The sequence below is a fragment of the Pseudonocardia sp. McavD-2-B genome (assembly GCF_024124365.1).
In the GTDB taxonomy this organism is placed as follows: domain Bacteria; phylum Actinomycetota; class Actinomycetes; order Mycobacteriales; family Pseudonocardiaceae; genus Pseudonocardia; species Pseudonocardia alni.
This window is the reverse complement of sequence record NZ_JAMXSG010000048.1, coordinates 1-25,457: the sequence shown is the minus strand read 5'-3', so window position 1 is coordinate 25,457 and position 25,457 is coordinate 1. Positions and strand designations below refer to the sequence as shown.

The 25,457-nt window shown below is 74.7% G+C and carries 23 protein-coding genes and 1 pseudogene; 21 read left to right on the top strand and 3 right to left on the bottom strand.

The features are described 5' to 3' along the window. The 4 genes from NH602_RS09545 to NH602_RS09530 form a co-directional block, all read left to right on the top strand. Positions 1-768 (top strand): SDR family NAD(P)-dependent oxidoreductase (locus NH602_RS09545; RefSeq protein WP_253067620.1); only part of this gene is annotated, 768 nt, incomplete at its 5' end. Next, on the top strand, positions 765-1,631 hold the full coding sequence (locus NH602_RS09540; RefSeq protein ID WP_253067619.1) for an SDR family NAD(P)-dependent oxidoreductase: 867 nt from the start codon (positions 765-767) through the stop codon (positions 1,629-1,631). The genes NH602_RS09545 and NH602_RS09540, both read left to right, overlap by 4 nt. Continuing rightward, positions 1,628-2,737: a zinc-binding dehydrogenase gene (locus tag NH602_RS09535; protein ID WP_179760626.1), complete on the top strand. Its 1,110-nt coding sequence runs from the start codon at positions 1,628-1,630 to the stop codon at positions 2,735-2,737. Before NH602_RS09540 ends, NH602_RS09535 begins: the two co-directional genes overlap by 4 nt. A gap of 9 nt (positions 2,738-2,746) precedes the next feature. Then, positions 2,747-3,751, top strand: a complete 1,005-nt coding sequence (locus tag NH602_RS09530) for an amidohydrolase family protein (RefSeq protein ID WP_251784709.1) — start codon at positions 2,747-2,749, stop codon at positions 3,749-3,751. Positions 3,752-3,818: 67 nt separating this feature from the next. Here NH602_RS09530 and NH602_RS09525 read toward each other — a convergent pair whose 3' ends face one another. Beyond that, a complete protein-coding gene (locus NH602_RS09525) occupies positions 3,819-4,625 on the bottom strand; it encodes an IclR family transcriptional regulator (protein WP_253067618.1) in 807 nt (268 codons plus the stop codon). A gap of 390 nt (positions 4,626-5,015) precedes the next feature. Here NH602_RS09525 and NH602_RS09520 point away from each other — a divergent pair, with 390 nt between their 5' ends. From NH602_RS09520 to NH602_RS09460, 13 genes are all read left to right on the top strand, one after another. Next, on the top strand, positions 5,016-6,632 hold the full coding sequence (locus NH602_RS09520; RefSeq protein ID WP_251784707.1) for an ABC transporter substrate-binding protein: 1,617 nt from the start codon (positions 5,016-5,018) through the stop codon (positions 6,630-6,632). After that, entirely contained in the window at positions 6,629-7,645 is a 1,017-nt protein-coding gene (locus NH602_RS09515; RefSeq protein WP_253067617.1) for an ABC transporter permease, read from the top strand. Before NH602_RS09520 ends, NH602_RS09515 begins: the two co-directional genes overlap by 4 nt. Next, positions 7,632-8,498, top strand: a complete 867-nt coding sequence (locus tag NH602_RS09510) for an ABC transporter permease (RefSeq protein WP_253067616.1) — start codon at positions 7,632-7,634, stop codon at positions 8,496-8,498. Before NH602_RS09515 ends, NH602_RS09510 begins: the two co-directional genes overlap by 14 nt. After that, positions 8,495-9,544, top strand: coding sequence for an ABC transporter ATP-binding protein (locus NH602_RS09505; RefSeq protein WP_251784705.1), 1,050 nt, complete (start codon positions 8,495-8,497; stop codon positions 9,542-9,544). The genes NH602_RS09510 and NH602_RS09505 overlap by 4 nt, the downstream gene beginning before the upstream one ends. Next, entirely contained in the window at positions 9,541-10,596 is a 1,056-nt protein-coding gene (locus tag NH602_RS09500) for an ABC transporter ATP-binding protein (RefSeq protein ID WP_253067615.1), read from the top strand. Before NH602_RS09505 ends, NH602_RS09500 begins: the two co-directional genes overlap by 4 nt. Beyond that, positions 10,593-10,838, top strand: a complete 246-nt coding sequence (locus NH602_RS09495) for a hypothetical protein (protein ID WP_253067614.1) — start codon at positions 10,593-10,595, stop codon at positions 10,836-10,838. Before NH602_RS09500 ends, NH602_RS09495 begins: the two co-directional genes overlap by 4 nt. A 15-nt stretch (positions 10,839-10,853) precedes the next feature. Further along, positions 10,854-12,365 (top strand): sensor histidine kinase, encoded by a 1,512-nt coding sequence (locus NH602_RS31860; RefSeq protein ID WP_179760619.1) that lies wholly within the window; start codon positions 10,854-10,856, stop codon positions 12,363-12,365. A 1-nt stretch (position 12,366) separates the two neighbouring features. After that, complete coding sequence (locus NH602_RS09485) at positions 12,367-13,317, top strand: LysR family transcriptional regulator (RefSeq protein ID WP_073578050.1); 951 nt, start codon at positions 12,367-12,369, stop codon at positions 13,315-13,317. Between the two features lie 70 nt (positions 13,318-13,387). Beyond that, positions 13,388-13,882: a Rieske (2Fe-2S) protein gene (locus tag NH602_RS09480; protein WP_179760618.1), complete on the top strand. Its 495-nt coding sequence runs from the start codon at positions 13,388-13,390 to the stop codon at positions 13,880-13,882. Further along, positions 13,879-14,982 carry an amidohydrolase family protein gene (locus NH602_RS09475; protein ID WP_073578048.1) on the top strand — a complete coding sequence of 368 codons (1,104 nt, stop codon included), beginning with the start codon at positions 13,879-13,881 and terminating at the stop codon, positions 14,980-14,982. Before NH602_RS09480 ends, NH602_RS09475 begins: the two co-directional genes overlap by 4 nt. Next, positions 14,979-16,016, top strand: coding sequence for an amidohydrolase family protein (locus tag NH602_RS09470; RefSeq protein ID WP_253067613.1), 1,038 nt, complete (start codon positions 14,979-14,981; stop codon positions 16,014-16,016). The genes NH602_RS09475 and NH602_RS09470 overlap by 4 nt, the downstream gene beginning before the upstream one ends. After that, positions 16,013-16,963, top strand: a complete 951-nt coding sequence (locus NH602_RS09465) for an alpha/beta fold hydrolase (protein ID WP_253067612.1) — start codon at positions 16,013-16,015, stop codon at positions 16,961-16,963. Before NH602_RS09470 ends, NH602_RS09465 begins: the two co-directional genes overlap by 4 nt. Next, entirely contained in the window at positions 16,960-18,015 is a 1,056-nt protein-coding gene (locus NH602_RS09460; protein WP_083659066.1) for an ABC transporter substrate-binding protein, read from the top strand. Before NH602_RS09465 ends, NH602_RS09460 begins: the two co-directional genes overlap by 4 nt. 166 nt (positions 18,016-18,181) lie before the next feature. Here the strand turns inward: NH602_RS09460 and NH602_RS09455 are convergent, their stop codons facing one another. Beyond that, positions 18,182-18,775 (bottom strand): hypothetical protein, encoded by a 594-nt coding sequence (locus tag NH602_RS09455; RefSeq protein WP_073578044.1) that lies wholly within the window; start codon positions 18,773-18,775, stop codon positions 18,182-18,184. 171 nt (positions 18,776-18,946) lie between these two features. Beyond that, complete coding sequence (locus NH602_RS09450; protein WP_253067611.1) at positions 18,947-21,058, bottom strand: ATP-dependent DNA helicase RecQ; 2,112 nt, start codon at positions 21,056-21,058, stop codon at positions 18,947-18,949. 99 nt (positions 21,059-21,157) lie between these two features. On the opposite strand from NH602_RS09450, the gene NH602_RS09445 reads away from it, so the two are divergent. The 4 genes and pseudogenes from NH602_RS09445 to NH602_RS31855 all read left to right on the top strand — a co-directional run. Further along, complete coding sequence (locus tag NH602_RS09445; RefSeq protein ID WP_062401366.1) at positions 21,158-22,051, top strand: MoxR family ATPase; 894 nt, start codon at positions 21,158-21,160, stop codon at positions 22,049-22,051. A 146-nt stretch (positions 22,052-22,197) separates the two neighbouring features. After that, entirely contained in the window at positions 22,198-23,070 is an 873-nt protein-coding gene (locus tag NH602_RS09440) for a serine protease (RefSeq protein WP_083659065.1), read from the top strand. 229 nt (positions 23,071-23,299) lie between these two features. Next, complete coding sequence (locus NH602_RS09435; RefSeq protein WP_253067610.1) at positions 23,300-24,742, top strand: VWA domain-containing protein; 1,443 nt, start codon at positions 23,300-23,302, stop codon at positions 24,740-24,742. 61 nt (positions 24,743-24,803) lie between these two features. Then, positions 24,804-25,457 (top strand): annotated as a pseudogene (locus tag NH602_RS31855) (BTAD domain-containing putative transcriptional regulator); the annotation flags it as partial.

Here is a 25,457-nt window from a genome sequence, read left to right as displayed (position 1 = left end):
GCGGCCCAGGGCGCCCGGGTCGCGGTGCTCGACCGGAACCCGGCCGCCGCGGGCCGCACCGTCGAGCGGATCACCGCCGACGGCGGACGGGCCGTCCCGGTCGTCGCCGACGTCACGGCCGACCCGGCCTGCGGTGCCGCCGTCGCCCGGGCGGCCGGCCTGCTCGGCGGCCTCGACGGCCTGGTGAACAACGTCGCCGCCGGGGACCGGGCCGGGCTGTTCGACGTCACCCCGGAGCGGTTCGACGAGCTGCTCCGGATCAACCTCACCTCGGCCTGGCAGGTCACCCGGCACGCCGTCCCGCTGCTGCCGCCCGGCTCGTCGATCGTGAACGTGTCCTCGGTCGGGGTCCGGATGCGCGGGCCCGGGATGGTCTACTGCGTCGCCAAGGCGGGGCTGGAGAACCTCACCGAGGGCGCCGCGACGACGCTGGGGCCGCAGGGCATCCGGGTCAACTGCGTGCAGGTCGGCGCGATCTGGGGGTCGTTCGCCGCCGCGAACATGAGCGAGGACCTGCGCGGTGCGCGCCGGGACTCGACCGCGCTGAAGACCGAGGGCACGGCCTGGGACGTGGCCGCCGCGGTGGCGTTCCTGCTCGTTGCGCACGCCCGCTGGATCTCCGGGCACACCCTCGCGGTGGAGGGCGGGCCGCCGCACCGGTTCCCGCCCGGGCCGCCGGTCCGCTCGGTGGCCGGGGCCGACGACGCGCGGTGGTCCGTCGGTGCCGGGACCGCGGGAGCCGCCCCGGGCGACGGAGGTGCCCGGTGAGCGCCCGGGTCGCGCTGGTCACCGGCTGCGGCAAGCCGGACGGCGCCGGCCAGGGGATCGCCCGCCGGCTCGCCGCGGCCGGGTACGCCGTCGTCGTCACCGACCGGGTGCCCGGCGGCGTGCCCAACGCCCGGCAGGCGGCGCAGTCCGGGACCGGGACGCACGACGGGCTCACGACGCTGACCCGAGAGCTCACCGGCACCGGGGCCCGGGCGGTCTCCGTGCTCGGTGACATCGGCCGGCCCGAGGACGCCGCCCGCATGGTGGGCACCGCCGTCGACGAGTTCGGCAGGCTCGACGTCCTGGTCAACAACGCCGCCGCGCCGCAGGGCGCCGACCGGGCCGACATCGGCGAGACCTCGCTGCAGGTGTGGCAGGAGCTGCTGCACACCAACCTGACCGGCACCTTCCTGATGTGCCGGGAGGCGGTGCCGGTGATGCGCGGGCAGCGCTACGGCCGCATCGTCAACATCTCCTCGATGGCCGGGCTGTCCGCGGCCCCGCGCTCGGCCGCCTACTCGGCGTCCAAGGCCGGGGTGGTCGGGCTGACCCGCGCGCTCGCGATGGACGTCGCCGGGTGGGGGATCACGGTCAACGCGATCTGTCCCGGCCTGCTCGCGACCAGCCGGGCGGTGCTCGATCCGGCGCTGGACGACGAGGCCGCCGTCGCGGCGGTCGCCGCCCGCGGGCGGTCCATCGCGGTCGGGCGGGCCGGGCGGCCCGACGACGTCGCGGCGGCGGTCGCCTACCTCGCCGCCGACGACGCCGGCTACGTCACCGCCCAGACCCTCGTCCTCGACGGCGGCGGGCTCAGCCCGTTCCCGCTGCCCCGACCCGCCGACCACGCAGGAGACACGCCATGAGCGACCAGGTACGCGCGGCCGTGCAGACCGCACCCGGAACGATCGAGCTGCGCGAGTTCCCGCGCCCGGCGATCGGTGCCGACGACGGGCTGCTGCGGGTCGAGGCGAACGGGATCTGCGGCAGCGACGTCGAGATGTTCCGCGGCCACATGCGGATGGGGACCGGCAGGCCGGTGATCCCCGGGCACGAGCCGCTCGGGATCGTCGAGGAGGTCGGCGAGCGTGCGGCCGCCCGGTGGGGCGTCGAGCCGGGTGACCGGGTCGCCCTCGAGGTCATCGTGCCGTGCCGGGCCTGCCACGACTGTCTCACCGGCCGCTACCAGTCCTGCCGCCACCGCGGGAACGCACACGGCGTGACCGGGACCGACGTCGCGCCGTCGCTGTGGGGCGGCATGGCCGAGCACCTCTACCTGGCCCCGAACGCGGTGCTGCACAAGGTCGACCGGGACCTGCCCGCGGAGCTGGCGGTGATGTTCAACCCGCTCGGCGCCGGCGTCCGGTGGGCGGTGCACCTGGGCGGCGTCGGGCTCGGCGACACCGTGCTGGTGCTGGGCGCGGGCCAGCGCGGGATCGCCTCGGTGATCGCCGCCCGTGCGGCCGGGGCCGGGACGATCGTCGTCACCGGACTCGAGTCCGACGTGCACAAGCTGGAGCTGGCCAGGGAGTTCGGCGCCGACCACACCGTCGTCGTCGACGGGCCCGGCGCCGAGGACCCGGTCGAGACGGTGCTCGACCTGACCGGCGGGGCCGGGGCCGACGTCGTCCTGGAGCTGACCCCGATGGCCGCCGCCCCGCTCACCCAGGCGCTGCGCGCCGCGAAGCACGGCGGCACCGTCGTGCTCGCCGGGCTCAAGGGCGGCCGGGAGAACCCGCTGAACACCGACCTGATCATCAACCGGGCGCTGACCGTGCGCGGTGCCTTCGGCGTCGACGCCCGCGGCTACGCCGAGGCCATCGCGATCATCGAGTCCGGCCGCTTCCCGCTGGAGAAGCTGCACACCCACACCTTCGGGCTCGACGACACCGCGCTGGCGCTGCGGACCCTCGGCGGGGACGAGCCCGGCGAGCGCGCGGTGCACGTGTCGGTCCATCCCCACCTGCGCTGAGGAGTCGCCGTGCTGATCGACGCACACGCCCACCTGCTGCCCCACGACTACCCCGACGACGGCCCCGGGTGCTTCCCGCGGATGGAGGCGATCGACGGCACCGACGCCCGGCTGCTGGTGTTCGGGTCGGTGCGGTTCACCGCGAAGGCCGCGTTCTTCGACGCCGAACGGCGGATCGAGGCCCAGGACGCGTCCGGTGTGGACGCCGAGGTGATCACCCCGATGCCGCCGCTGCTGCGCTACGACCTCCCGGTCGCCGACGGGCTGTCGCTGGCCCGGCACGTCAACGAGTTCACCGCGACGCTGAGCGCGGCCGCACCGGGCAGGCTCTACGGCTTCGGCATCGTCCCGATGCAGGACCCGGACACCGCGACCGCGGAGCTGAAGCAGATCCGCGACGCCGGCCTGCACGGTGTCGAGATCGCCTCCGGGGTGCTCGGCAGGCCGATCGGGGACGAGCGGTTCCGGCCGTTCTTCGCCGAGGCGGAGCGGCTCGGGCTGCCGGTGTTCGTGCACGCGATGCCCGTCCCGACCGACCAGCTCCCGGCCTCGGCGATGGGCACCCACGTGGTCGGCCTGCAGGGCGCGACCGCCGCCGCGTCGATGGTCACCGGTGGGACCGCGGCCGGGTGCCCGGACCTGCGGCTGTCGTTCAGCCACGCGGCCGGCGGGTTCCCGCTCGTCCTGCCACGGGCGCAGTACTTCTGGAGCGGCACCTGGAACGAGGAGCCCGCGGTGCCCGAGCGCGCGTTCGCGCACGACGACGGCCCGTCCCCGTCCGAGCTCGCCCGGCGCTTCTACTACGACACGACGGTCTTCGACCACCGCGCCCTGCGCTACCTCGTCGACCTGCTCGGCCACGACCGGCTGCTGGCGGGCTCGGACTTCCCGGCGATGCCGCGCGAGGAGCCCTGCGGCCGGACCCTGCGGTCGCTGGACCTGTCCGCGGCCGAGCTGGACGACATCCTGTGGCACAACACCTTCCGCTGGCTCGGGGTCGAACCGCCGGCCTGACCCCGGTCCCGCCGCACGCTCGCTCCCCCGGGCCCGGTGCCCGGGGGAGCGGCGTGTGCCGGACGGCTCAGAGGCCGGTGACCGGGCGTGGTCCCAGGGTCCGGGAGATCGCCCGGGACGCCTGGGTCAGCACCCCCGCGAGCTCACGGGTCCGCGCCTCGGTCGCCTCCACGACCACGCTGACGGCCGCGGCGACCCGTCCGCCGGCGTCGAGCACCGGCACCGCGACCACCATGTCGGGGACCGTGATCTGCCCGCGCGCCACCGCCACCCCGGTCTGCCGGATGGAGGCCAGGGTGCGTCGCAGCACGTCCGGGTCGATCACCGTCATCGGGCTGAAGCGTTCCAGCGGCGAGCTGAGCACCTGTTCCTGGAACTCCGGTTCGGCGTGCGCGAGCAGCACCAGACCGGTGCCGGTGGCGTGCATCGGCCAGCGGTCCCCGACCCGGCTGTTCACCGGGTTGCGCACACGGGCGCGGATCGCCTCCACGTAGACCACGCCGGTGCCGTCCCGCACCCCCAGCTGCACGTTGCCGCGGGTGGCCCGGTGGAGGTCCTCGAGGTGCGGGTGGGCGGCCTCGCGCAGGCCGAGACCGCGCGGTGCCAGCGCCGACAGCTCCAGCAGCCGCAGCCCGACCGAGTAGCGGCCCTCGGCGTCGCGCTCCAGCGCACCCCAGGCCACGAGCTCGTGCACCAGCCGGTGCGCGGTCGACAGGCTGAGCCCGGCGCGCCGCGCGATGTCGCTGAGCGTGAGCGACCGGTGCCGGGGTCCGAAGGCGTCGAGCACCGCGAGCATCCGGCCCGCGGCCGTGACCCGCCGGCCGGGATCCGGTTCGTGGGCCCACCCGGGGCCGTGCTCCGCCGTGACCGTCATCGACCGGCCCCCGTGCCCGTCGTACCGCAGGGTTCCACCACGCCCGACCCCCTCGTCCAGCGTCCACGTCGTGCGGCGGCCGGAGCCGGCGCCCGGTCAGTGTTCGCAGGTCACACGCTGCGTCACAAGGGCAGCACGGACGAACGGGTCGGATGGGACAGAGGGCCTACGTCATTCGTCGCGGTCGGGCCGGGGAGGGCGCCAAGTTGTCTTCCGCCGGGTGGAAGCGCCCTCCACCGCGACGGTGGGGCTGTCCGACGCTGGTCGACATCACAGTGAGCCCGATCACGTTCCCCGGCTGCCCTCGACCGCCGGTCCCCGGGGCCCACCACCGACCGGACGCCCGCCGCCGCGCGGGCCGGCCGGTCCCGAACCGAACGGGAGTGCCCCGTGAGACGACGGATGCACCTGCCGGCCCTGCTGCTGGCCGCGGCCATGGTCGTGGCCGGCTGCGGAGGTGGGGCGGCCACGAACGCGGGCGGCGCTCCCGCGGAGCCGACCGGTCCGCCCCAGCGGGGCGGTGAGCTGACCGTCCTGGAGGACGGCTCGTTCGCCGGTGGCTGGCCGACCGGTCTGGACCCGGCCACCAACACCACCGGCGGTGCGAACGTGCCGCAGATGAGCGCGATCTACGGCGGGCTGTTCCGGCTCGTCGCCGACGACGACGGCACGAACGCCCGGGTGGAGCCGCACCAGGCGGAGAGCAGCTCCGTCGAGAACGGGGGCCGGACGGTCCGGATCACGCTGCGCGAGGGGCTCCGGTTCACCGACGGCACGGCGTTCGACGCCGAGGCGGTCGCCGTCAACTTCCGCCGCGCCGTCGACTCACCCTGCACCTGTTCGCCGAACTGGCCGCTCGCCGACGGCGGGATCACCACCGACGGGCCGCGGACCGTCGTCCTGCAGTTCACCCGGCCCTACGCCGCGGTGATCAACGCGATGCCGGTGACGAACGTGAACTGGATCGCCTCGCCCACCGCGCTCGCGGCGAAGGGCGAGGACGCCTTCGCGATCGAGCCGGTCGGCGCCGGGCCCTTCACCGTGGTGTCCAACCAGCTCAGCTCCGAGCTGGTGCTGGCACGCAACCCGGACTACTTCAAGGAGGGTCTGCCCTACCTGGACCGGCTGACCTTCCAGTCGATCGGCGGCGACCAGCCCGCCTACCAGGCGCTGCTGGCCGGGCAGGCGCAGGCCTACGAGGGCCTGACCACGACGCCGCTGCTGGAGCAGGCGCAGTCCCAGGGGCGGCTCGCCGTGACGGTGCAGCCCGCGACGTCGCCCTACGTCGTCCAGCTCAACACCCGGGCCGCGCCGTTCGACGACCCGCGGGCCCGGGAGGCGATCTACGCCGCCACCGACTTCGACGCGATCGGGCAGGGCCTGTTCCGCGGCCGGTACCCGGTCAGCCAGAGCTTCACCGGTCCGGGCGGGCTGTTCCACACCGAGAACACCCCCGGCTACACCGGCCACGACCCGGAGCGGGCGCGGCAGCTCGTGGCGGAGCTCGGCGGGCTGGAGGTCGACCTCGGGACACTCGGTTCCTACGTGGCCGAGCAGGTCCTGACCGCGCTGCAGACGCAGTGGCAGGAGGCGGGCATCACCGTCCGGACCGAGACCTACGAGCTGTCCACACTGGTCCAGGAGTTCAACGGCGGCGGCTGGCAGGCGATGCTGCAGACCGCCGGATCGTGGGACCCGGCCGCCGGGGTCGGCGTCAACTTCCGGTTCGACTCGGACAGCCCGTTCTCCGGGGTCGCCGACCCCGAGCTGGACGCACTGTTCGACCAGGCCGCCGCCTCGGTCGATCCCGCGCAGCGTCAGGAGCTCTACGACCGGGCGGGCGGCCTGATCGCCGAGAACCACTACGGCCCGTTCGGTCTCGCCTTCGCTCCGGCCAACCTCGCGGTCCCGGGGGTGTACGGACCGGGCCTGACCAGCCGGATCCCGCCGATCGTCGTCAACACCGGGGTGCACTGGGACGAGGTCTGGCGGGAGTCGCAGCAGTGACCGCGGGCGTACCGGTCCGCGACCGCTCCGCGCGACTCGCGGCGCTGCGCGGGTCACCGGCACTGCGGATGGTCGGCAAGCGGACGCTGATGGCGGTCCCCATCGTGCTCGGGGCCAGCGTCCTGACCTTCTGGGTGCTCAGCCTGATCCCGGGCGGGGCGGCGCAGCAGCTGCTCGGACCGGAGGCGACCGCCGAGCAGATCGCCGCGCTGGAACAGCGGCTCGGGCTCGACCGGTCCGGACCCGTGCGCTACCTGCAGTGGCTCGGCGGTGCCGTGACCGGGGACCTCGGCAACTCGGTGGTCAGCGGCCAGCCGGTCACCCCGGTGCTCGCGGAGCGACTGGCCGTCACCGGGCAGCTGGTGGGGATGGCCTTCGTCCTGTCGCTCGGACTGGCGATCCCGGTCGCGCTGCTGGCGGCCTACCGGCCGAACCGCCTGTTCGACCGGCTCAGCATGCTCGTCAGCATCACCGGGCTGTCGGTGGCGAACTACGTGCTGGCCCTGCTGCTGGTGCTGCTGTTCGCGGTGCAGTTCTCGCTCTTCCCGGCGATCGGCTTCGTACCGCTCTCGGAGAGCGTGACCGGCAACCTGCACTCGCTGGCGCTGCCCGCGGTGGCGATCGCGTTCCCGCTGTTCTGCTTCTACACCCGGTTCCTGCGCGGCGACCTGGTGGACCAGCTGCAGAGCGAGGACTACATCACCACCGCCCGCGCCAAGGGCGTCGGGCCGTGGCGGGTACTGGTGCGGCACGCGTTCCGGAACTCGTCGTTCGGGCTGATCACCGTGGTCGGGCTGAACCTGGGGACGCTCATCGGCGCGACCGTGATCATCGAGCAGATCTTCGCGCTGCCCGGCCTCGGGCAGCTGCTCCTGCAGGCGATCAACACCCGGGACTTCGTGGTGGTGCAGGCCTGCGTCGTCGTGTTCGCCGTGATCGCGGTACTGGCCAACCTGCTCGCCGACCTGCTCTACGCCGTGCTCGACCCGAGGATCCGCTATGGCAGTCGCTGAGCCCGTCACCGCCGTCGTCCCCGCCGCGCCGCCGGGCAGGCGTGGCCTGCTCCGGAGCCCGGCGGTCGTCCTGCCGGGCGGGCTGCTCGCCCTGATCACCGCGGCCTGCTTCGCCGGGCCGGTGGTGCTGCCGCTGCCGCCGCCGGTCGGCGGGAGCGTGCTGTCGAGCTACCTCCCGGCGCTCTCACCGGGGCACCTGCTCGGCACCGACCCGAACGGCAACGACATCCTGTCCCGGGTGCTGCACGGCGGGCGCTCGTCGCTGATCGTCGCGGTGTCGGTGAACCTGCTCGGGCTGCTCGTGGGCGGCACCCTCGGCGCGGTGTCGGGCTTCCTCGGCGGGATCGTCGACACCGTCATCATGCGGGTGCTGGACGTGCTGATCGCGTTCCCGTCACTGGTGCTGACCCTGGCGGTGGCCCAGAGCCTCGGACCGAGCCGGACGAACACCGTCCTCGCGCTGGCGTTCTTCAGCGTGCCGGCGTTCGCCCGGATCGCCAGGGCCGCCACCCTGCGGCTGCGGGAGCAACCGTTCATGGCCGCGGCCGACCTGTGCGGGACGCCGGGCCACCGGACGCTGCTGCGTCACGTCGCGCCCAACATCGCACCCCAGCTGATCACCTTCGGGATGCTCGGCATGGGCATCGTGATGGTGATCGAGGGGGCGCTGTCGTTCCTCGGGCTCGGCATCCCGCCACCCGCTCCGAGCTGGGGGAACATGATCGCCCAGGGCCAGCAGAGCCTGTCCGCGACGCCGATGCTGGTCGTCTGGCCGTGCCTGGTGCTCTTCGTGACCGTCCTGACCTTCAACCTGCTCGGCGAGACCCTGCGCGCACGATGGAGCGGCCGATGACGATCTCCGGCACCGACACCGCACCGGCCCGTACCGACCCGGCGCCGGTCGGAGACCCGTTGCTCGTGGTGCGGGACCTGCGGGTCCGGTTCACCCGCGAGGGCGTTCCCGTGCACGCGGTCAACGGGCTGTCCTACAGCGTCGCCCCCGGACGGACCCTGGCGGTGATCGGCGAGTCCGGGTCCGGCAAGAGCGTGAGCTCGCGGGCCCTGCTCGGGCTGCTGCCCGGCTCCGCCCGGGTCACCGGCTCGGCGACGTTCGACGGCACCGAGCTGATCGGCATGCCGGAGCGCGAGATGCGCAGGCGGCGCGGCTCGGACATCGCCATGGTCTTCCAGGACCCGGCCCGCTCGCTCAACCCGACGATGCGGATCGGCAACCAGATCACCGAGGCCGTCCGGGTGCACGCCGACGTCGACGCCCGGTCGGCGCGGGAGCGTGCCGTCGAGCTGCTCACGCTGGTCCGGCTGCCGGCACCGGAGCGGCGCTTCTTCGAGTACCCGCACCAGCTCTCCGGCGGGATGCGGCAGCGGGTCATGATCGCGATCGCGCTGGCCGGGCAGCCCCGGCTGCTGATCGCCGACGAGGCGACGACCGCGCTCGACGTGACCACCCAGGCCCAGATCATGGAGCTGCTGGCCGAACTGCAGCAGCGGCTCGGCACCGCCGTCGTCATGATCAGCCACGACCTCGGGCTGGCCGCCAGCTACGCCGACGACGTACTGGTCATGTACGCGGGCCGGGCCGTCGAGTACGCGCCCGCGCCGACCCTGTTCGGTGCCGTCCGGATGCCGTACACCGCGGCACTGCTGGGCGCGATCCCGCTGCTCGACCGGCCGTCGCACAGCCTGCTGCCGGTGATCCCCGGCCAGCCGCCCGACCTGCGGGCGCTGCCCGAGGGCTGCCCGTTCCGCCCACGGTGCGCCTCGGCCGACGACCTGTGCCTGACCGAGCCCCCACTGACCGAACACGAACCCGGTCACCACTGGGCATGCTGGCATCCCGCACCGGGCCGGGGCGCCGAACCCGAGGAGGATCGGCGATGACCGTCACCGACCACCGGGGGACCGGACCGCGGACCGCTCCGGTCGCCCCGCTGCTGGCCGCCCGCGACGTCGTCCAGGAGTTCCCGGTCCGGGCCGCGGGCGGGGGGAAGGGCGGCGTGGTGCACGCCGTCTCCAACGTGTCCCTGGAGGTCCACCCGGGGGAGACGCTCGGGGTCGTCGGCGAGACCGGTTCCGGCAAGTCCACGCTGGCCCGGTCGCTGATCCAGGCGCCGCGGCCGCAGTCGGGCGAGATCGAGTTCCAGGGCGTCGACCTGATGGGGCTGCGGCGGCGGGACCTGGTGCGGGCGCGACGGTCGCTGCAGATGGTCTACCAGGATCCGTTCGGCTCGCTGAACCCGCACTGGCGGGTCGCCGAGCTGGTCGCCGAGCCACTGGTCGGCTACCGGGAGGGCACCGCCGCCTCGCGTGCCCGCCGCGTCGACGAGCTGCTGGACATGGTCGGGCTGGACCCGTCGCTGTACGGGCGGCGGCGACCGCACGAGCTGTCCGGCGGGCAGTGCCAGCGGGTCGCGATCGCCCGGGCGATCGCGCTGGACCCGGCGCTGCTCATCTGCGACGAGGCGGTGTCCTCACTGGACGTGCTGATCCAGGCACAGGTGCTCAACCTGTTCGAACGCCTGCGCTCCGAGCTCGGCCTGTCCTACCTGTTCATCGCGCACGACCTCGCGCTGGTCAAACAGGTCAGCGACCGGGTCGCGGTGATGCACCTCGGGCAGCTCGCCGAGATCGGCCCCGCGACCGCGCTCTACCGCGCGCCCCGGCACCCCTACACCTCGGCGCTGCTCGACTCGATCCCCGGCCTGGACCCGGCGACCGGACGGGTGCGGCGGCCCACGGCGCCCCCCGGCGAGCCGCCGTCGCCGCTGGACCCGCCCAGCGGCTGCCGCTACCGCACCCGTTGCCCGCGTGCGCAGGCGCGCTGCGCCGAGGAGGAACCGGTGCTGGTCGAACTGGCGCCGGGGCACCGGGCCGCCTGCCACTTCCCGCTCGACCCACCCGGACGCACCGACGACGAGGGGACCCGCACATGACGATCGACCACGCCGCCCTGGACGGACTGCGCGCCGGTCTGGAGGCCGACGACTACGCGATGGAGGTGACCGAGTCCGGCGACCGGCTGCAGGTCCGGATCAGCGCCGGACCGGACGCCTGCGCGGACTGTCTCGTCCCGAAGGACATGATGCGTGCCGTCCTGCACTCGGCGCTGGGCGTCCCCGAGGAGCGGATCGAGATCGGCTACCCCGGCGAAACGCTCGAACCGGGCGCCGAGTGACCGCATGATGGTGCGGTGCACACCGATGTGACGACCGTCCCCGACCGGGACGAGCCGGGAGCGGCCGCGCTCGTCGCGGTGTGTGCGGACGGCCTGGTCCTGCTCGACTCCGACGGCCGGTTCCGTTCGCTGAACCCGGCCGCCCTCCGGCTGCTCGGCCGCCCGGCCGACGAGCTCCTGGGCGTCCGGGCGCCGTTCGTCCCCGCCCCGGTGGGCCCGTCCGGGACGCGGACGGTGCGCTGGACCGGGGCCGACGGGTCGGCCCGCGAGCTCCGGTACCGGGCCGCCCCGGACGGCACCGGCGGCCTGGCCGTGTGGTTCAGCGACGTCACCGACCGGCTGGCCCGGCAGGAGCGGCTGACCGCGATCGTCCGGGCCGCCGCGGGGGTCGCCGAGGCGGGGTCGCTGGCCGGCACGCTGGACGCCATCGCCCGCGAGATCATCGGCACCGCGCACATCGCGGCCGCCCAGATCCTGGCGGTCGACGACCCGGCGGCCGACCTGCAGGTGCTCGGGATGGCCGGGTTCGGCGCGGCACCGGACTTCGTCCGGCGGCTGCGGGCCTGCCGGGAGGGCGGCGCGGACATCCGGTTCCTGGAGGCGTACGCGCGGGGCGAGGCGGTCGTCGTCCCGCACCGGCGGGCGGCGATCATGGCGGACCCGGCGTGGGAGCCGCTGCACGAGATCATGGACCGGCCGGACTGGGACGGGTTCGTCGCGATGCCGATGGTCGTCCGCGGCACCACCGTCGGCGTGATCAACGCCTACTACGAGCCGGACGAGGCGCCGGACCCGTCCTCGCTGGCGTTCCTGGAGGCGATGGCCGCGCACGCCGCCGTCGCCGTGGACACCGCCCGGCTGGTGGCCCGGTCCCGGTCCGACGCCCGCACGGCGGAGCGCCGCAGGCTGGCCCGGGACCTGCACGACTCGGTGGTGCAGCAGCTGTTCTCGATACGCATGCAGGTCTCGGCGCTGCAGGGCCGGCTGGACCGCTCCGACCCGGACCCGGCCCGCGTACTCGGCGCGGCGACCGAGCTGTCCGCGATGTCCGCCGACGCGCTGGACGACCTGCGGCTGCTGGTGCGCGAGATGCACCCGGCCGCCCCGCGTGGCGGTGACCTGGTGGAGGCGGTCCGCACGCACGCCTCCGAGGTGCAGTCCCGGACGGGCCTGCGGGTGGACGTCGTCGCCCCGGTGGACCCGCGGCTGGGTCCGGGCGTCGCCGACGACCTCTACCGGACCGTCCGGGAGGCCCTGCACAACGCCGTCAAGCACGCCGGGGCGGGCACGGTGCGGGTGCGGATCGAACGCAGCGACGGCGACCTGGTGGTCGAGGTCGCCGACGACGGGTCCGGGACCCGGCCCGCGGATCCGCCGGCCGGGCTGTCCGGCGGCCTGGGGCTGGTGTCGATGCGTGAGCGGGCCGAACGGTGGGGCGGCGCCTGCTCGGCGGGCCCGCGCCCGGACGGCGGTTGGACGGTCCGGACCGTGCTCCCGGTCGCGGGCCTGGACGAGCAGGAGACCTGAGGTGCCCCGTTCCGCGACGGCCGCGCTGGCCAACGTCGACCTGAACCTGCTGGTGATCCTGCGCGAGCTGTTGCGCGAGCAGAACGTCACCCGGGCGGCCGAGCGGGTCGGGGTGACCCAGCCCGCGGCGAGCGCCGCGCTCGCCCGGCTGCGCAGGCACTTCGACGACGACCTGCTCGAACGCACCCGCGGCCGCTACGTGCTGTCCCCGCTGGGGCGCCGGCTCGCCCTCCAGGTCGAGCCGCTCTGCCTCGGTCTGGAGCGGTTGTTCGCGCCGGAGGAGCCGTTCCGGCCGGAGATCTCCGAGCACGAGTTCACGGTGATGACCACCGACTACGTCCTGGCGGCGATGGGCGAGTCGTTGTCGCGCGTGGTGCACGAGGCCGCACCCGGGGTACGGCTGCACGTCCCGGTCGTGAAGGGCAGGCTGCCCGGCGACCTGCCGGAGACGCTGCGCACGCTGGACGGGATCATCTCCGCGCCGAAGGCCGAGTTCAAGGTCGACGAGCTGTGCGGCCAGGAGCTGTTCCGGGACCGCTGGGTGTGCGTCGTCGACGCGGAGAACCCGGTGCGGGACCGGATCGAGCTGGCCGACCTCGAACGTCTGCCGTGGGTGATCCCGAACCAGCCCGACCCGCAGTACCCGGCGAGCTCCCCGCTCGCGCCCCTGCTCGCGATGCTCGGCACCCGGCCGCGGGTGGCGGTCCGGGTCGACAGCTACGCGGCCACCCCGTGGTTCGTCGCCGGGACCGATCGGGTCGCGGTCATGCAGGGTCGGCTCGCCGCCGGTTTCGCCGACCGTCCCGACCTGCGGATCCTTCCCTGCCCGGGGGACCCGCCGCCGATCGTGGAGATCTTCTGGTGGCACCGGCTGCGCTCCGACGACGCCGCGCACACCTGGCTGCGCGCGATGCTGGACACCGCCTCGCGCTCGTTGCGCCCCGGTCCATAGACGCGGTGGATGATCCGCATCCGAACTTCCTCTTTCCGTCCGGGGTGACCTGCGACATAGCGTCGGGAGCATGCGGATCGTGGTGGCCCGGGTGGACGACTTCCCGCCCGGCGAACGAAGGATCGTGACCCGTGGACGGCGCTCCATCGGGGTCTTCCGGGTCGGTGACCGGTTCTACGCGCTCAACAACCACTGCCCCCACCTGGGCGGACCGTTGTGTCAGGGCCGCACGCAGGCGTGGGTCCGGTCGAGCACACCCGGACGGTACGAGCGCGACGACGAGCACGCCCTGATCGCGTGCCCCTGGCACGGCTGGGAGTACGACCTGGCCACCGGGCAGTCGTTCCTCGGCCCGGGGGAGCCGCCGGCCCGGAGCTACGAGGTGAGTGTCGAGCCCGCCGACGTGTCCACTGCGGAGCCCGCGCCCGGGGAGCGCAGGCCCGGCCCGTTCGTCGCCGAGACCTTCGACGTGACGGTGGAGCGGTTCGGCTCGGGCGACCACGTCGTCGTCGACACCACGCCGCGGCCCGCCCGCACCGTTCCGAGCCAGGGGGAGAGTTCGTGACCACCGCACCCGAGGCGCCCGCGGCGCCGGCCCGCCGGCGTACCGGCTTCACGATCGTCGACACCGACATCCACCCGGCCTGCCCGCCCGGCGAGCTGATGCCGCGCCTGGACCCGGCCGCCCGGCGCCGCTACGAGCTGTTCGGCAGCCGCGTCCCCGCCCCGCCGGACGTCTACCCGCGGGTGCGCAACTCCGGCTACCGGCTGGACGCCTGGCCGGAGGGCGCCTTCCCGGGCAGCGACCTGCAGCTCGTCCGCGACCAGCTGCTCGACGAGTTCGACATCGACCACGGCGTGCTCATCCCGCTGCAGTCGCACAGCTGGGGCGCCGAGACCCCGGAGTTCGCCGCGTCGCTGTGCCGGGCCCTCAACGACTGGGTCGCCGAGTGCTGGCTCGACCGCGAGCCGCGGCTGCGGTCGTCGATCGCGGTGTCGCTGGAGTCCCCGGAGCTGGCCGCGGCGGAGATCCGCAGGCGCTCGGGCGACCCGCGGTTCTGCCAGGTACTGCTGGCCACCGGTGGCGAGTCCGGGTTCGGCAGGCGCCGGTACTGGCCGATCTACGCGGCCGCCGCCGAGGCCGGGTTGCCGATCGCCGCGCACACCGGCGGGCTGGAGCAGCACCGCGGCGCGGGCTGGCCGTCGTTCTACCTCGAGGAGCACGTCTGGAACGGCAACATGATGGGCGCGCTGGTCACCAGCCTGCTCTGCGAGGGCGTGCTCACCGAGTTCCCCGAGCTGCAGGTGGTCTGTGTGGAGGGCGGGCTGGCCTGGGCGGCGCCGTTGATCTGGTCGCTGGACGACGGGTGGGCGGCGCTGCGGGAGGACGTCCCGCACCTGGACCGGCCGCCGTCGGAGATCCTGCGTGAGCACCTGTGGTTCACCACGCAGCCGATCGAGGAGCCGCGCGACCCGGCGGACCTGGCCACGGTGATCCGGCATCTCGGCCTGGGCGAGCGGATCATGTTCGCCTCGGACTACCCGCACTGGGACTTCGACTCGCCGACGGCGGCGCCCCGGCTGTTCCCGGCCGACCTGCGTGAGCCGATCATGGGATCGAACGCCTGCCGGCTCTACGGCCTGCCCGAGCGGGTGGTGTCGTGAGCGCCCCGGTGGTGGGGGTGGTGGTCGACACCGACGTCCACTGTGCCCCGTCGACACTGTCCGACGTGGTCGCGCACATGGACCCCTACTGGCGCGACTACACCGCCGACGGCGGGGTGTCGCTGTCGCCGACCCAGGGCGGCGCATACCCGCCCGGCATCGGCCCGGGTGGCCGGCCGCTGTCCGAGGTCGGCGAGCTGGGGGAGCGCGTGCTCTCCCCGGACGGCACGGACCTCGCGATCCTGACCTGCACCAGCACCTTCCAGACCAACCGCAACCCGTACTACGAGGCGGCGCTCTGCCGGGCGCTCAACGACTGGCTCCTGGAACGGTGGCAGGCCCACGACCCGCGGCTGCGGGTGGCGATGGTCGTGCCGACCCTCGACGTCGACGCCGCGGTCGCCGAGATCCACCGGATCGGCGACCGGCCGGAGGTCGTCACCGCACTGCTGCCGGTCCGCAACGACACCCGCTGGGGCAACGTCGGGAACCGGCCGGTGCTGCGTGCCGCCGCGGAGCACGGTCTCGTCGTCACCCTGCACGCGTGGGGGCGTGCAGGGCAGGCGCCGTCGTCGAGCGGGATGACCCACAGCTACCTGGAGGACTACCTGGCCAACGGGAACGTCGTCGCGCAGGGGCAGCTGGTGAGCCTGGTGACCGAGGGCGTGTTCGCCGAGCTCCCCGGACTCCGGGTCACCGTCGCCGAGTGCGGCTCGACCTGGCTCCCGACGCTGCTGTGGCGGTTCGACAAGGACTGGAAGGGCGTCTGGCGCGAGGTGCCCTGGGTGGACCGGCCGCCGTCGGAGATCGTCCGTGAGCACGTCCGGTTCACCACGGCGCCGATCCACCTGCCGTCCGACCCGGTGCAGGCCCGGGAGGCGGTCGACCTGCTCGGCCCCGAGCTGCTGATGCACGCCGGGGACCACCCGCACGACCACGGGCCCGGTGCCGACCGGCTCGCGGCCGTGCTGGACGGCGACGAGCTGGCCGCGGTGCGCGGCGGGACGGCCGCCGCGTGGTACCGGCTCGGGTGAGCGGGATCGGGCTGCCGGGGAGCCCGCAGGACGTCCCGACGCCGTCCGGGGGGACCGTGCGGGTCCGGCAGGCGGGGGAGGGCCCGCCGGTGCTGCTGCTGCACGGGTGGCCGCAGACGTCGGTGATGTGGCACCGGGTGGCCCCCGGCCTGCTCGACGGCCGCACCCTGGTGCTGGCGGACCTGCCTGGCTACGGCGACAGCGCACTCCCGGCGGGCGCCGCCGTCGCGGTGTCGGGGAAGCGGACGATGGCCGCCGACCTGGTGGCGGTGATGGCGGCCCTCGGGCACGAGCGGTTCGCCGTCGTCGGGCACGACCGGGGTGCCCGCTGCGCCTACCGGATGGCGCTGGACCACCCCGGCGCGGTGAGCGCGCTGGCGGTGCTGGACGTCCTCCCGACGGCCGACGTGCTGGCCCGCGCCGACGCCGGGTTCGCCCGGGGGGCGTTCCACTGGTTCCTGCTGTCGCAACCGGCGGACCTGGCGGAGCGGCTGGTGGCCGCGGAGCCCGACGCGATCCTCGGACGGGGTCTGGCGGAGGTCTGCGACCCGGCGGCGCTCGCCGCGTACGCGTCGGCGTGGGCGCGCCCGGAGGTGGTGCACGGGATGTGCCAGGACTACCGGGCCGGGTTCGACGTCGACGCCGCCGACGACGAGGCCGACCGCGGCCGGCGCACGATCACCGCGCCGACACTCGTCCTGTGGGGGCGCCGCGGCCCGCTCGGGCGGGCACCGGCGGTGCTGGACGACTGGCGGGTCTGGGCCCCGGCCGCGACCGGGCGGGCACTGGACGCCGGTCACCTGCTCGCCGAGGAGGCACCCGACGGGGTTCGGGCGGAGCTGGCCGCCTTCCTCCCCACGACCAGCCGGTACCGACTCCGCCGACGAGCAACCGGGGAACCCGGGACCGCCACGGATCGCAACGACGCGAGGAGACGTGAGCCATGACCACCACATCCACCAGGAGCGTCCGGGGAGCCCGCCGCGTGGGCCGGACCTGCGCCGCGGTACTGGCCGTCTGTGCGGTACTGGCCGCCTGCGGCGGGAACGACGGGGGTGACGCCGGCGAGCCGGTCACCTTCCTCAACGTGCTGCCGATGGAGAGCCTGTCGTTCGCCCCGGAGATGATCGCCGACACCCGGGGACTGTTCGAGGCGCGCGGGCTGGACGTCACGTTCGAGGCCACCCAGGGCTCCGCTCCGGCGATCCAGACGGTGCTCGCCGGCGGCGCGCAGCTGACCCGGATCGGCGACATCGAGACGATGATCGCCGCCGGTGAACGCAACGCACCGCTGCTCGCGTTCGGCGAGCCGATCCACACCGGCACCATCCGGATGATCTCCACCGAGGCCTCTCCGGTCACCCGGGCCGAGCAGTTCCGCGGCCGGCTCGTCGGGACCCCGTCGGAGGGCGGCACCAGCTCGATCACCCTGGACCTGGTGGCCGGGTCCGCCGGGGTGCCGCCGGAGGAGGTGTCGCGTCAGGTCGTCGGGCTGAGCCCCGGCGTGTTCGACCTCCTGACCTCGGGCCGGGTCGACTCCTACATCGTGTCGCTGGACACCTCCGTGCTGCTCGACCACACCCGCCCCGAGACGGTGGTCTACGACCCGAACCAGGACATCGACGCCGGCGCCCAGATGTACGTCACCTCCGCCGCGCAGATGGCCGACCCGCAGACCCGCGACCGGCTGGAGCGCTACGCCTCCGCCGTCGAGGAGGCCATGCAGTTCATCGTCGACGACGAGGCCAACGGCTTCGCCGAGACGATGCGGCTGATCGACTCCGAGTACGAGGTCCCCGCGCTGGGCGATCCGGACGTGGCGAAGGCCGCGCTGGCCGCCTACGTGGACGCCTACACCTCCGGTGACACGTTGCTGGGGATCTCGCCGCAGCGCTGGCAGGCCGCCTACGACGAGATCGTCGGAATCGGTCAGCTCCCGCCCGGCCTCGACCCGGCCGCCTGGCTGGACACGACCCTGACCCCGGCTCCCGCCCGCTGACTCCGGACCACACCGCCCGCTGCTCCCGCCGCCCGTCCGCCGGTCCGGCCGCGGTGTCCGGGCGCCGAGATGCGGCTCAGCGGGCTCCGGGGTGCCGGGGACCCCGCTGAGCCGCATCTCGGTGACGCTGTACCGAGCCGAGCCGAGCCGAGCCGAGCCGAGCCGGTCAGCAGGCGGCGGCGCGGGTGCGGGCCTCGGCGATCTCCGCGGCGGTGAGCAGCGGCAGCCAGGCCGACTCGCGGGCCGAGCCGACCAGGTTCTGCCGCACCCGCATCAGCGCCACCGGCCGCCCGTCGGGCGCGATCCGCAGGTAGGGCCGCGGGTCGGCGACGCCGAGCGGGCTCCACCCCCGCAGCAGGACGACGTCGCCGACCGCGATCCGGCTGCGGTGCAGCACCTCGGCCCGGTCACGCTCGGAGTGCTCGGTGAGCGTCCCGCCTCCGGCGAGGACCACCCACGCGGTGCAGCCCAGGTAGAAGCGCCGCTCCCGGCGGGGCTCCGTGGCATGCCGGGTCACCCAGCCGACCTCGGTCGGGGCGAACGGTGATGCGAGGTGCCGGGACTCCGCCAGCCGCGCGAGGCGCTGTGCGACGTCCGAGGTCACCGGGCGGCGCGCCGGTACGAGGCCGCAGATCCGTCCGTCCGCCGCGGCCTCGGCGCTCAGCGCACGGAGGTCGTCGTCGCCGACGGTCCCGGGCACCACGACGAACCGGCGGCCGAACAGCGAGCCGGGAACCGGGTCGGCGAAGGAGCGGCTCATGGGTGCTCCTCCTCCGGCGGAACGGCGACGGCGCCGAGCCTAGGAGCGGTCTCCGGCCCGGGCGAGCCGCTGCTGACCCGGTCCGGCTACGTCGTTCGTCGCGGTGGCCGCATCCTCCGGCGGACGGGGCACCGCCCGGGACGGCCCGGCCGGGGAAGCGCCGGCCGCCGATCACCCGGCGACGGCCAGCACGAGCGGCAGCACCTCCGGAGCCCCGGCCCGCCGCAGCGCCCGCGCGGCGACCGTCATCGTCCAGCCCGAGTCGACGACGTCGTCGACCAGCAGCACTGGCCCGTCCACCCCGGACAGGTCCGGCACGGTCGCGCTGTCGAGCCCCTCCCACACCGCGGCCAGGCGCTGGGCGGAGTTCTCGGTCGCCGCGGGGCGCTCGCCGGCGGGGGACAGGGTGCCGAGCAGCGGCAGCCTGCCGATCTCGGCGATCCGCCGGGCGAGGTGGTCGAGCTGGTGCGGGCGGGTGCGTGAGCCGATCCCGACCACGCCCACCGGGCGCTGTTCCCAGCCCCACCCGGCGAGCACCCGGACCAGCGCGTCGAGCACGTCGGCCGGCACCGGGTCGTCGCCGCCGGTCACGAGCTTGCGCAGCCGGGTGCCCCACCCGATGTCGGACAGCCGTCCGATCGCCCGGCCGGACGCGGCCTGCTCGCCCGCGCCGATCCTCCCGGACAGCGGGACCCCGATGTCCTTCATCCCGGACGGCCACATCCTCCGCGGCGCGACCTCGATCCCGGGCCGGGTCAGGCGCTCGGCGGCGGCCTGCTCGCCGTCGGCGGACACCTCGTCGGACCAGACGGTGCCGGTGCAGGTGTCGCAGCGCCCGCACGGCGTCGGGTCCGGGTCGTCGAGCTGGCGGCGCAGGAACACCAGCCGGCACTCGGTGGTCGCGATGTAGTCGAGCATCGCCTGCTGCTCGGACCGTCGGGCGGAGTTCACGCGCTCGTGTCGCTCGGTGTCGTAGACCCACTCCTGGCCGGTCGCGACCCAGCCGCCCTTGACCCGCTTCGCAGCGCCGTCGGCGTCGAGGACCTTGAGCAGCATCTCCAGCCGGGTGCGGGACAGGTCGACCCGGGTCTCGATCGAGGCGGTGGACTGCGGCCGGTCCGACAGCACGGCGAGGGTCTGGCGGACCAGCGGCTCGGGCGGGAACGCCAGCGACGCGAAATAGGCCCAGATGTCGCGGTCCTCGCGGCCGGGCAGCAGCACCACCTCGGCCCGGTCCAAGGCACGCCCGGCACGGCCGATCTGCTGGTAGTAGGCGACCGGCGAGGCGGGCGCGCCGAGGTGCACGACGAACCCGAGGTCGGGCTTGTCGAAGCCCATGCCCAGCGCGGAGGTCGCGACCAGGGCCTTCACCCGGTTCTCCATCAGGTCGGACTCGGCGGCCAGGCGGTCCTCGGGGTCGGTGCGCCCGGAGTAGGAGCGCACGGCGACACCGCGCTCGCGCAGGAACTCGGCGACGTCGTCGGCCGCCTGGACGGTGAGCGTGTACACGATCCCGGCGCCGGGCATCTCGTCGAGCCTGGCCGCGAGCCAGGCCAGCCGCCGCGCCGGGCTCGGGAGCCGGACCACCGCCAGGCGCAGCGACTCGCGGTCCAGCGAGCCGCGCAGCACCAGTGTGTCCTGCTGGTCGCGCCCCATGCCGAGCTGCTCGGACACGTCGGTGACGACCCGGTCGTTCGCCGTCGCCGTGGTCGCCAGCACCGGGATCCCCGACGGCAGCTCGGCGATCAGCGTGCGCAGCCGCCGGTAGTCCGGGCGGAAGTCGTGGCCCCAGTCGGAGACGCAGTGCGCCTCGTCGACCACCAGCATCCCCGCGCTCGCCGCCAGCTCCGGCAGCACCCGGTCCCGGAAGTCGGGGTTGTTGAGCCGCTCCGGGGACACGAGCAGCACGTCGACGTCGCCGTTCGCGATGTCGGCGTAGACCGCGTCCCACTCGTCGGCGTTCGCCGAGTTCACCGTGACCGCCACGATCCCGGAGCGGATCGCGGCGTCGATCTGGTTGCGCATCAGCGCCAGCAGCGGCGACACGATCACCGTCGGCCCGGCGCCCTGAGCGCGCAGCAGCGCGGTCGCCACGAAGTAGACCGCGGACTTGCCCCAGCCGGTGCGCTGCACGACCAGCGCGCGGCGGTGCTGGGCGACGAGCGCCTCGATCGCCCTCCACTGGTCCTCGCGCAGCCGGGCCTGCGGGCCGGCCAGCTGCTGCAGGACGGTCTCGGCGCTCTCGCGCAGGTCGGTGCTCGATGCGGTGGTCACGGCACCCATGGTGGACCCGACCCCCGACAACGACCCGACGCGGGCCGCCGGGGTGTGAGCCGGGCCACCCGTCCGACGCGCGGCGGGCCGGGCGTGCAGGATGATCGCGTGTCGTCCGACAGCCCCGCCCACCGCCCGGTCTTCGGCTCCGTGGCGGACGTGACCGCCCGGCTCGCCGACGCCGGCTACCTGGCCTCGACCGCCGTCGCGACGACGGTGTTCCTCGCGGACCGGCTCGGCAAGCCGCTGCTCGTCGAGGGTCCCGCAGGCGTCGGTAAGACCGAGCTGGCCAAGGCCGTGGCCGCGGCGACGGAGTCCGGGCTGGTCCGCCTGCAGTGCTACGAGGGCATCGACGAGGCCCGCGCGCTCTACGAGTGGAACCACGCCAAGCAGCTGCTGCGGATCACCGCCGGTCAGCGCGGTGACGACGGCGCGGACTGGGACGCCACCCGCGACGACGTGTTCTCCGAGGAGTTCCTGCTCCCGCGCCCGCTGCTCACCGCGATCCGGCGCACCGACCCGACCGTGCTGCTGATCGACGAGATCGACAAGGCCGACGTCGAGGTCGAGGGCCTGCTGCTGGAGGTCCTGTCCGACTTCCAGGTCTCCATCCCCGAGCTGGGCACGGTCACCGCGAACCGGCGCCCGTTCGTGCTGCTGACCTCGAACTCCACCCGTGAGCTGTCCGAGGCGCTCAAGCGCCGCTGTCTGTTCCTGCACCTGGACTTCCCCGACGCCGACCTGGAGCGGCGGATCGTGCTCACCCGCGTCCCGGAGCTGACCGAGCAGCTCACCGACGCCCTGGTGCGCACCGTGCGGGTGCTGCGCGCGATGGAGCTGCGCAAGGCCCCCAGCGTCGCCGAGACGATCGACTGGGGCCGCACCCTGCTCGCCCTGGGCCTCGACACCCTCGACGACGACGCCGTCCGCGCCACCCTCGGTGTCGTGCTGAAGCACCGCTCGGACGCCGACAAGGCCGCCGCCGAGCTGCGGCTGAACTGAACGGCCCAGTCACGCACCGCTGATCGACTGTCAAGGTCTGCACCCCTATGGAGTGAAGATCGGATCGATCGGGGCACCGGGCGTAACCGGGACGCGTGGCGCGAGTTGTTCCGGTTACACGCTCTCCAGCGACCGGAGGTCCACCGATGACCGCCCTCCCGGAACTGCCCCGCACCGCCCGCCGCCTGCTGCGCGCCGGACTGGCCGCCGGCGCCGTGCTCGCGCTCGGGCTCTCCACCGCCGGCACCGCGTCGGCGCAGGACGGCGCCCCGGACGCCGGCGTGCACCCGGGGGTCATGACCCGTACCGGACCCGAGGGCGCGCAGTGCACCGCGAACTTCGTCTTCACCGACGGGTCCGCGACCTACCTGGGACAGGCCGCGCACTGCGCGGGCACCGGCGGATCCACCGAGGTGGACGGGTGCGAGGCCGGGTCGCTCCCGCTCGGCACCCCGGTCGAGGTCGAGGGCGCCGCCGCACCGGGCCGGCTCGTGTACTCCTCCTGGCTGAGCATGCAGGAGCGGGGCGAGACCGACCCGGAGACCTGCCGGTTCAACGACTTCGCGCTGGTCGAGCTCAGCCCGGACGACGCCGCTCGCACGAGCCCCACGGTGCCGTTCTACGGCGGCCCGACCGGGGTGGCCGCCGACGGCGTCGCGACCGGCGGGATCGTCTACGGCTACGGCAACTCCTCGCTGCGCCAGGGCGTGCGCGCGCTGAAGCCGAAGACCGGCACCTCGACCGGTACCGGGGGCGGCGGCTGGACGCACACCGTCGTCACCGTCCCGCCCGGCGTGCCCGGTGACTCCGGCTCGGGCTACCTGACCGCCGACGGCCGCGCCCTCGGCGTCCTCTCGACGCTGAACCTGGCTCCGGCTCCCGGCACGAACGGCATCAGCGACCTGCGGAAGATCCTCGACTACGCCAACGGCCCCGGCGGCCACGGCGGAGCACTGCGCCTGGTCGAGGGCGACCGTCCCTTCACCCCGCAGCCGGTGCCGATCGACCCCGCCTTCTAGGCGGAGGACCCCCGCGGTGTGGGACCGCGGTGCACCCCGGCGCTCCGGTCGTGGCTCGGCGGCTCGACCGGAGCGCCGGTGTACGTGCTCGGCGACGACTCCGGCGGGGTCGACCCCGTCCGCACCCGGTACCCGGACCCGGCGCGACCACCGCGACCTACGCCTGGAGCCTGGGGACGGTGGGCTGACCACCCTCGCTGATCACGCCCGCGTCACGCATGATGGACCGGTGACGATCCCGCCCGCCACCGCGCTCGCCCCCGAGCACGGCCTGCCCGGGCACCTCGTCGACTTCGTCTCCGCGCTGCGCCGCCACCACGTCGCGGTCGGCCCCGGGGAGACCGTCGACGCGGCCCGCGTGCTCGGCGCCCTGGACCTGCTGCACCGCGACCAGCTGCGGGAGGGGCTCGCCGCGGCGTTGCTGCGCCGCTCCGGGCAGCGCGGCACCTTCGACGCGCTGTTCGACCTGTGGTTCCCGCCCGCGCTGGGCGCCGGGTCGTCCGACGTCGACGTCCCGCGGATCAACGACGAGTCCGGGGAGGGCACCGGCCCGGTCGACGTCGACGCGCTGCGCGAGATCCTCGCCGACCTGCTCCGCGACGGCGACGAGGAGACCCTGCGCGAGCTCGCCCGCGCCGCCGTCGACGCGATCGGGACCTCCGGTGCGGCCGGGCAGGGCGTCCGCGGGCAGACGGCGAAGCCGAACTGGTCGGCCTACCAGGCGCTGGGCGCGCTGTCCCCGGACACGCTGCTCGCCCGGATCCTCGACGGGCTGCGGGAGGAGGGCGACACCGACTTCGTGTCCGAGGTCCGCCGCCGCGAGATCCGCGACCGCATCGCCCGGTTCCGCGACGTCGTCCGGGAGGAGGTCCGTCGCCGCACCGCCGAGCAGCGGGGCCGCGAGCAGATCGCCCGCACCACCACCCCCACCCAGACCGACCAGGTCGACTTCCTCACCGCGAACGCCACCCAGCTCGCCGACCTGCGCCGTACCGTGCAGCCGCTGGCCCGGCGGCTCGCGTCGCGGCTGTCGGCGCGGCGGCGCCGCTCGAACCGCGGCCGGCTCGACCTGCGGCGCACGCTGCGCCGGTCGATGTCCACCGGCGGTGTGCCGATGGACCCGGCGCACAAGGTGCGCCGTCCCGGCCGCCCCGAGCTGGTGCTGCTGTGCGACGTGTCCGGGTCCGTCGCCGGGTTCAGCCACTTCACGTTGCTGCTGGTCCAGGCGCTGCGCGAGCAGTTCTCCAAGGTGCGGGTGTTCGCGTTCATCGAACGCACCGACGAGGTCACGCACCTGTTCGAACCCGGCGCGGAGCTGTCCGGGGTGATGCAGCGGGTGCTGCGCGAGGCCACGCTCACCGCGTTCGACGGCCACTCCGACTACGGCAGCGCGTTCGGCGACTTCCTGGAGCACCACGGCGACGCGCTCACCCCGAGGACGTCGTTGCTGGTGCTCGGCGACGGCCGCACCAACTACCGCGACCCCAACCTGCGGGCGCTGGCGATGATGGCCGGGCGGGTCCGGCACGCGCACTGGCTCAACCCCGAGCCCGAGCGCAGCTGGGGCTCCGGCGACTCGGCCGCCACCCGCTACGGCGAGGTGCTCCCGATGCACGAGTGCCGTACCGCCGCGCAGCTCACCGACGTCGTCCAGGCGCTGCTGCCGGTCTGATCCTCCGGGCGATCACCCCGGAAGGGCTGACACCGGCGTCGCCGCGTCCTAGATTGCCGGGGTGCAGGAGGTCACGGTCCGGGTCCTCGGCCCGCTCCGTGTGACGGCCGGCGGCGCGGCGGTCGAGGTCGGCTCCGGCCGCCGCCGCGAGCTGCTCGCCCGGCTCGCCGCGGCCGGCGGCGAGGTCGTCGCCGTCGACACGCTGGTGGAGGACCTGTGGCAGGGCGCCCCGCCCGCGCAGGCGCACGGCGGGCTGCAGGTCCACGTCTCCCGGCTGCGACGGGTGCTCGAACCCGACCGGTCCCCGCGGGCGGTCCCGACGGTGCTGGTCAGCCGCCCACCCGGCTACGCGCTGGCACTCGGCCCCGACGGGCTCGACGCGCGCGCCTTCACCGACCTCCTCGACCGCGCCGCCGCGGCCGCACCGGACCGGGCCGACGCCCTGCTCGGCGAGGCCCTGGCGCTGTGGGACGGTCCCGCCTACGCCGAGTTCGCCGACGCCGCCTGGGCGCGCGCCGAGGCCGAACGCCTCGACGAGCTGCGTCAGGTCGCGGTCGAGCGGCGGGCCCGCGCACGGCTGCGGCTGGGCCGGGCCGACGCCGTCGTCCCGGCCCTGACGGCGCTGGCGGGAGCACCCGCTGCGCGAGGACGCGGTCGGGCTGCTGGCCGTCGCGCTGTACCGCACCGGCAGGCAGGCCGACGCGCTGGCCGTGCT

Excerpts from the sequence above, each read along its gene's own strand:
- NH602_RS09535 (WP_179760626.1), top strand. The coding sequence starts at position 1,628 with ATGAGCGACCAGGTACGCGCGGCCGTGCAGACCGCACCCGGAACGATC.
- NH602_RS09525 (WP_253067618.1), bottom strand. The coding sequence starts at position 4,625 with ATGACGGTCACGGCGGAGCACGGCCCCGGGTGGGCCCACGAACCGGAT.
- NH602_RS09510 (WP_253067616.1), top strand. The coding sequence starts at position 7,632 with ATGGCAGTCGCTGAGCCCGTCACCGCCGTCGTCCCCGCCGCGCCGCCG.
- NH602_RS09505 (WP_251784705.1), top strand. The coding sequence starts at position 8,495 with ATGACGATCTCCGGCACCGACACCGCACCGGCCCGTACCGACCCGGCG.
- NH602_RS09500 (WP_253067615.1), top strand. The coding sequence starts at position 9,541 with ATGACCGTCACCGACCACCGGGGGACCGGACCGCGGACCGCTCCGGTC.
- NH602_RS09495 (WP_253067614.1), top strand. The coding sequence starts at position 10,593 with ATGACGATCGACCACGCCGCCCTGGACGGACTGCGCGCCGGTCTGGAG.
- NH602_RS09480 (WP_179760618.1), top strand. The coding sequence starts at position 13,388 with ATGCGGATCGTGGTGGCCCGGGTGGACGACTTCCCGCCCGGCGAACGA.
- NH602_RS09460 (WP_083659066.1), top strand. The coding sequence starts at position 16,960 with ATGACCACCACATCCACCAGGAGCGTCCGGGGAGCCCGCCGCGTGGGC.
- NH602_RS09455 (WP_073578044.1), bottom strand. The coding sequence starts at position 18,775 with ATGAGCCGCTCCTTCGCCGACCCGGTTCCCGGCTCGCTGTTCGGCCGC.
- NH602_RS09450 (WP_253067611.1), bottom strand. The coding sequence starts at position 21,058 with ATGGGTGCCGTGACCACCGCATCGAGCACCGACCTGCGCGAGAGCGCC.
- NH602_RS09440 (WP_083659065.1), top strand. The coding sequence starts at position 22,198 with ATGACCGCCCTCCCGGAACTGCCCCGCACCGCCCGCCGCCTGCTGCGC.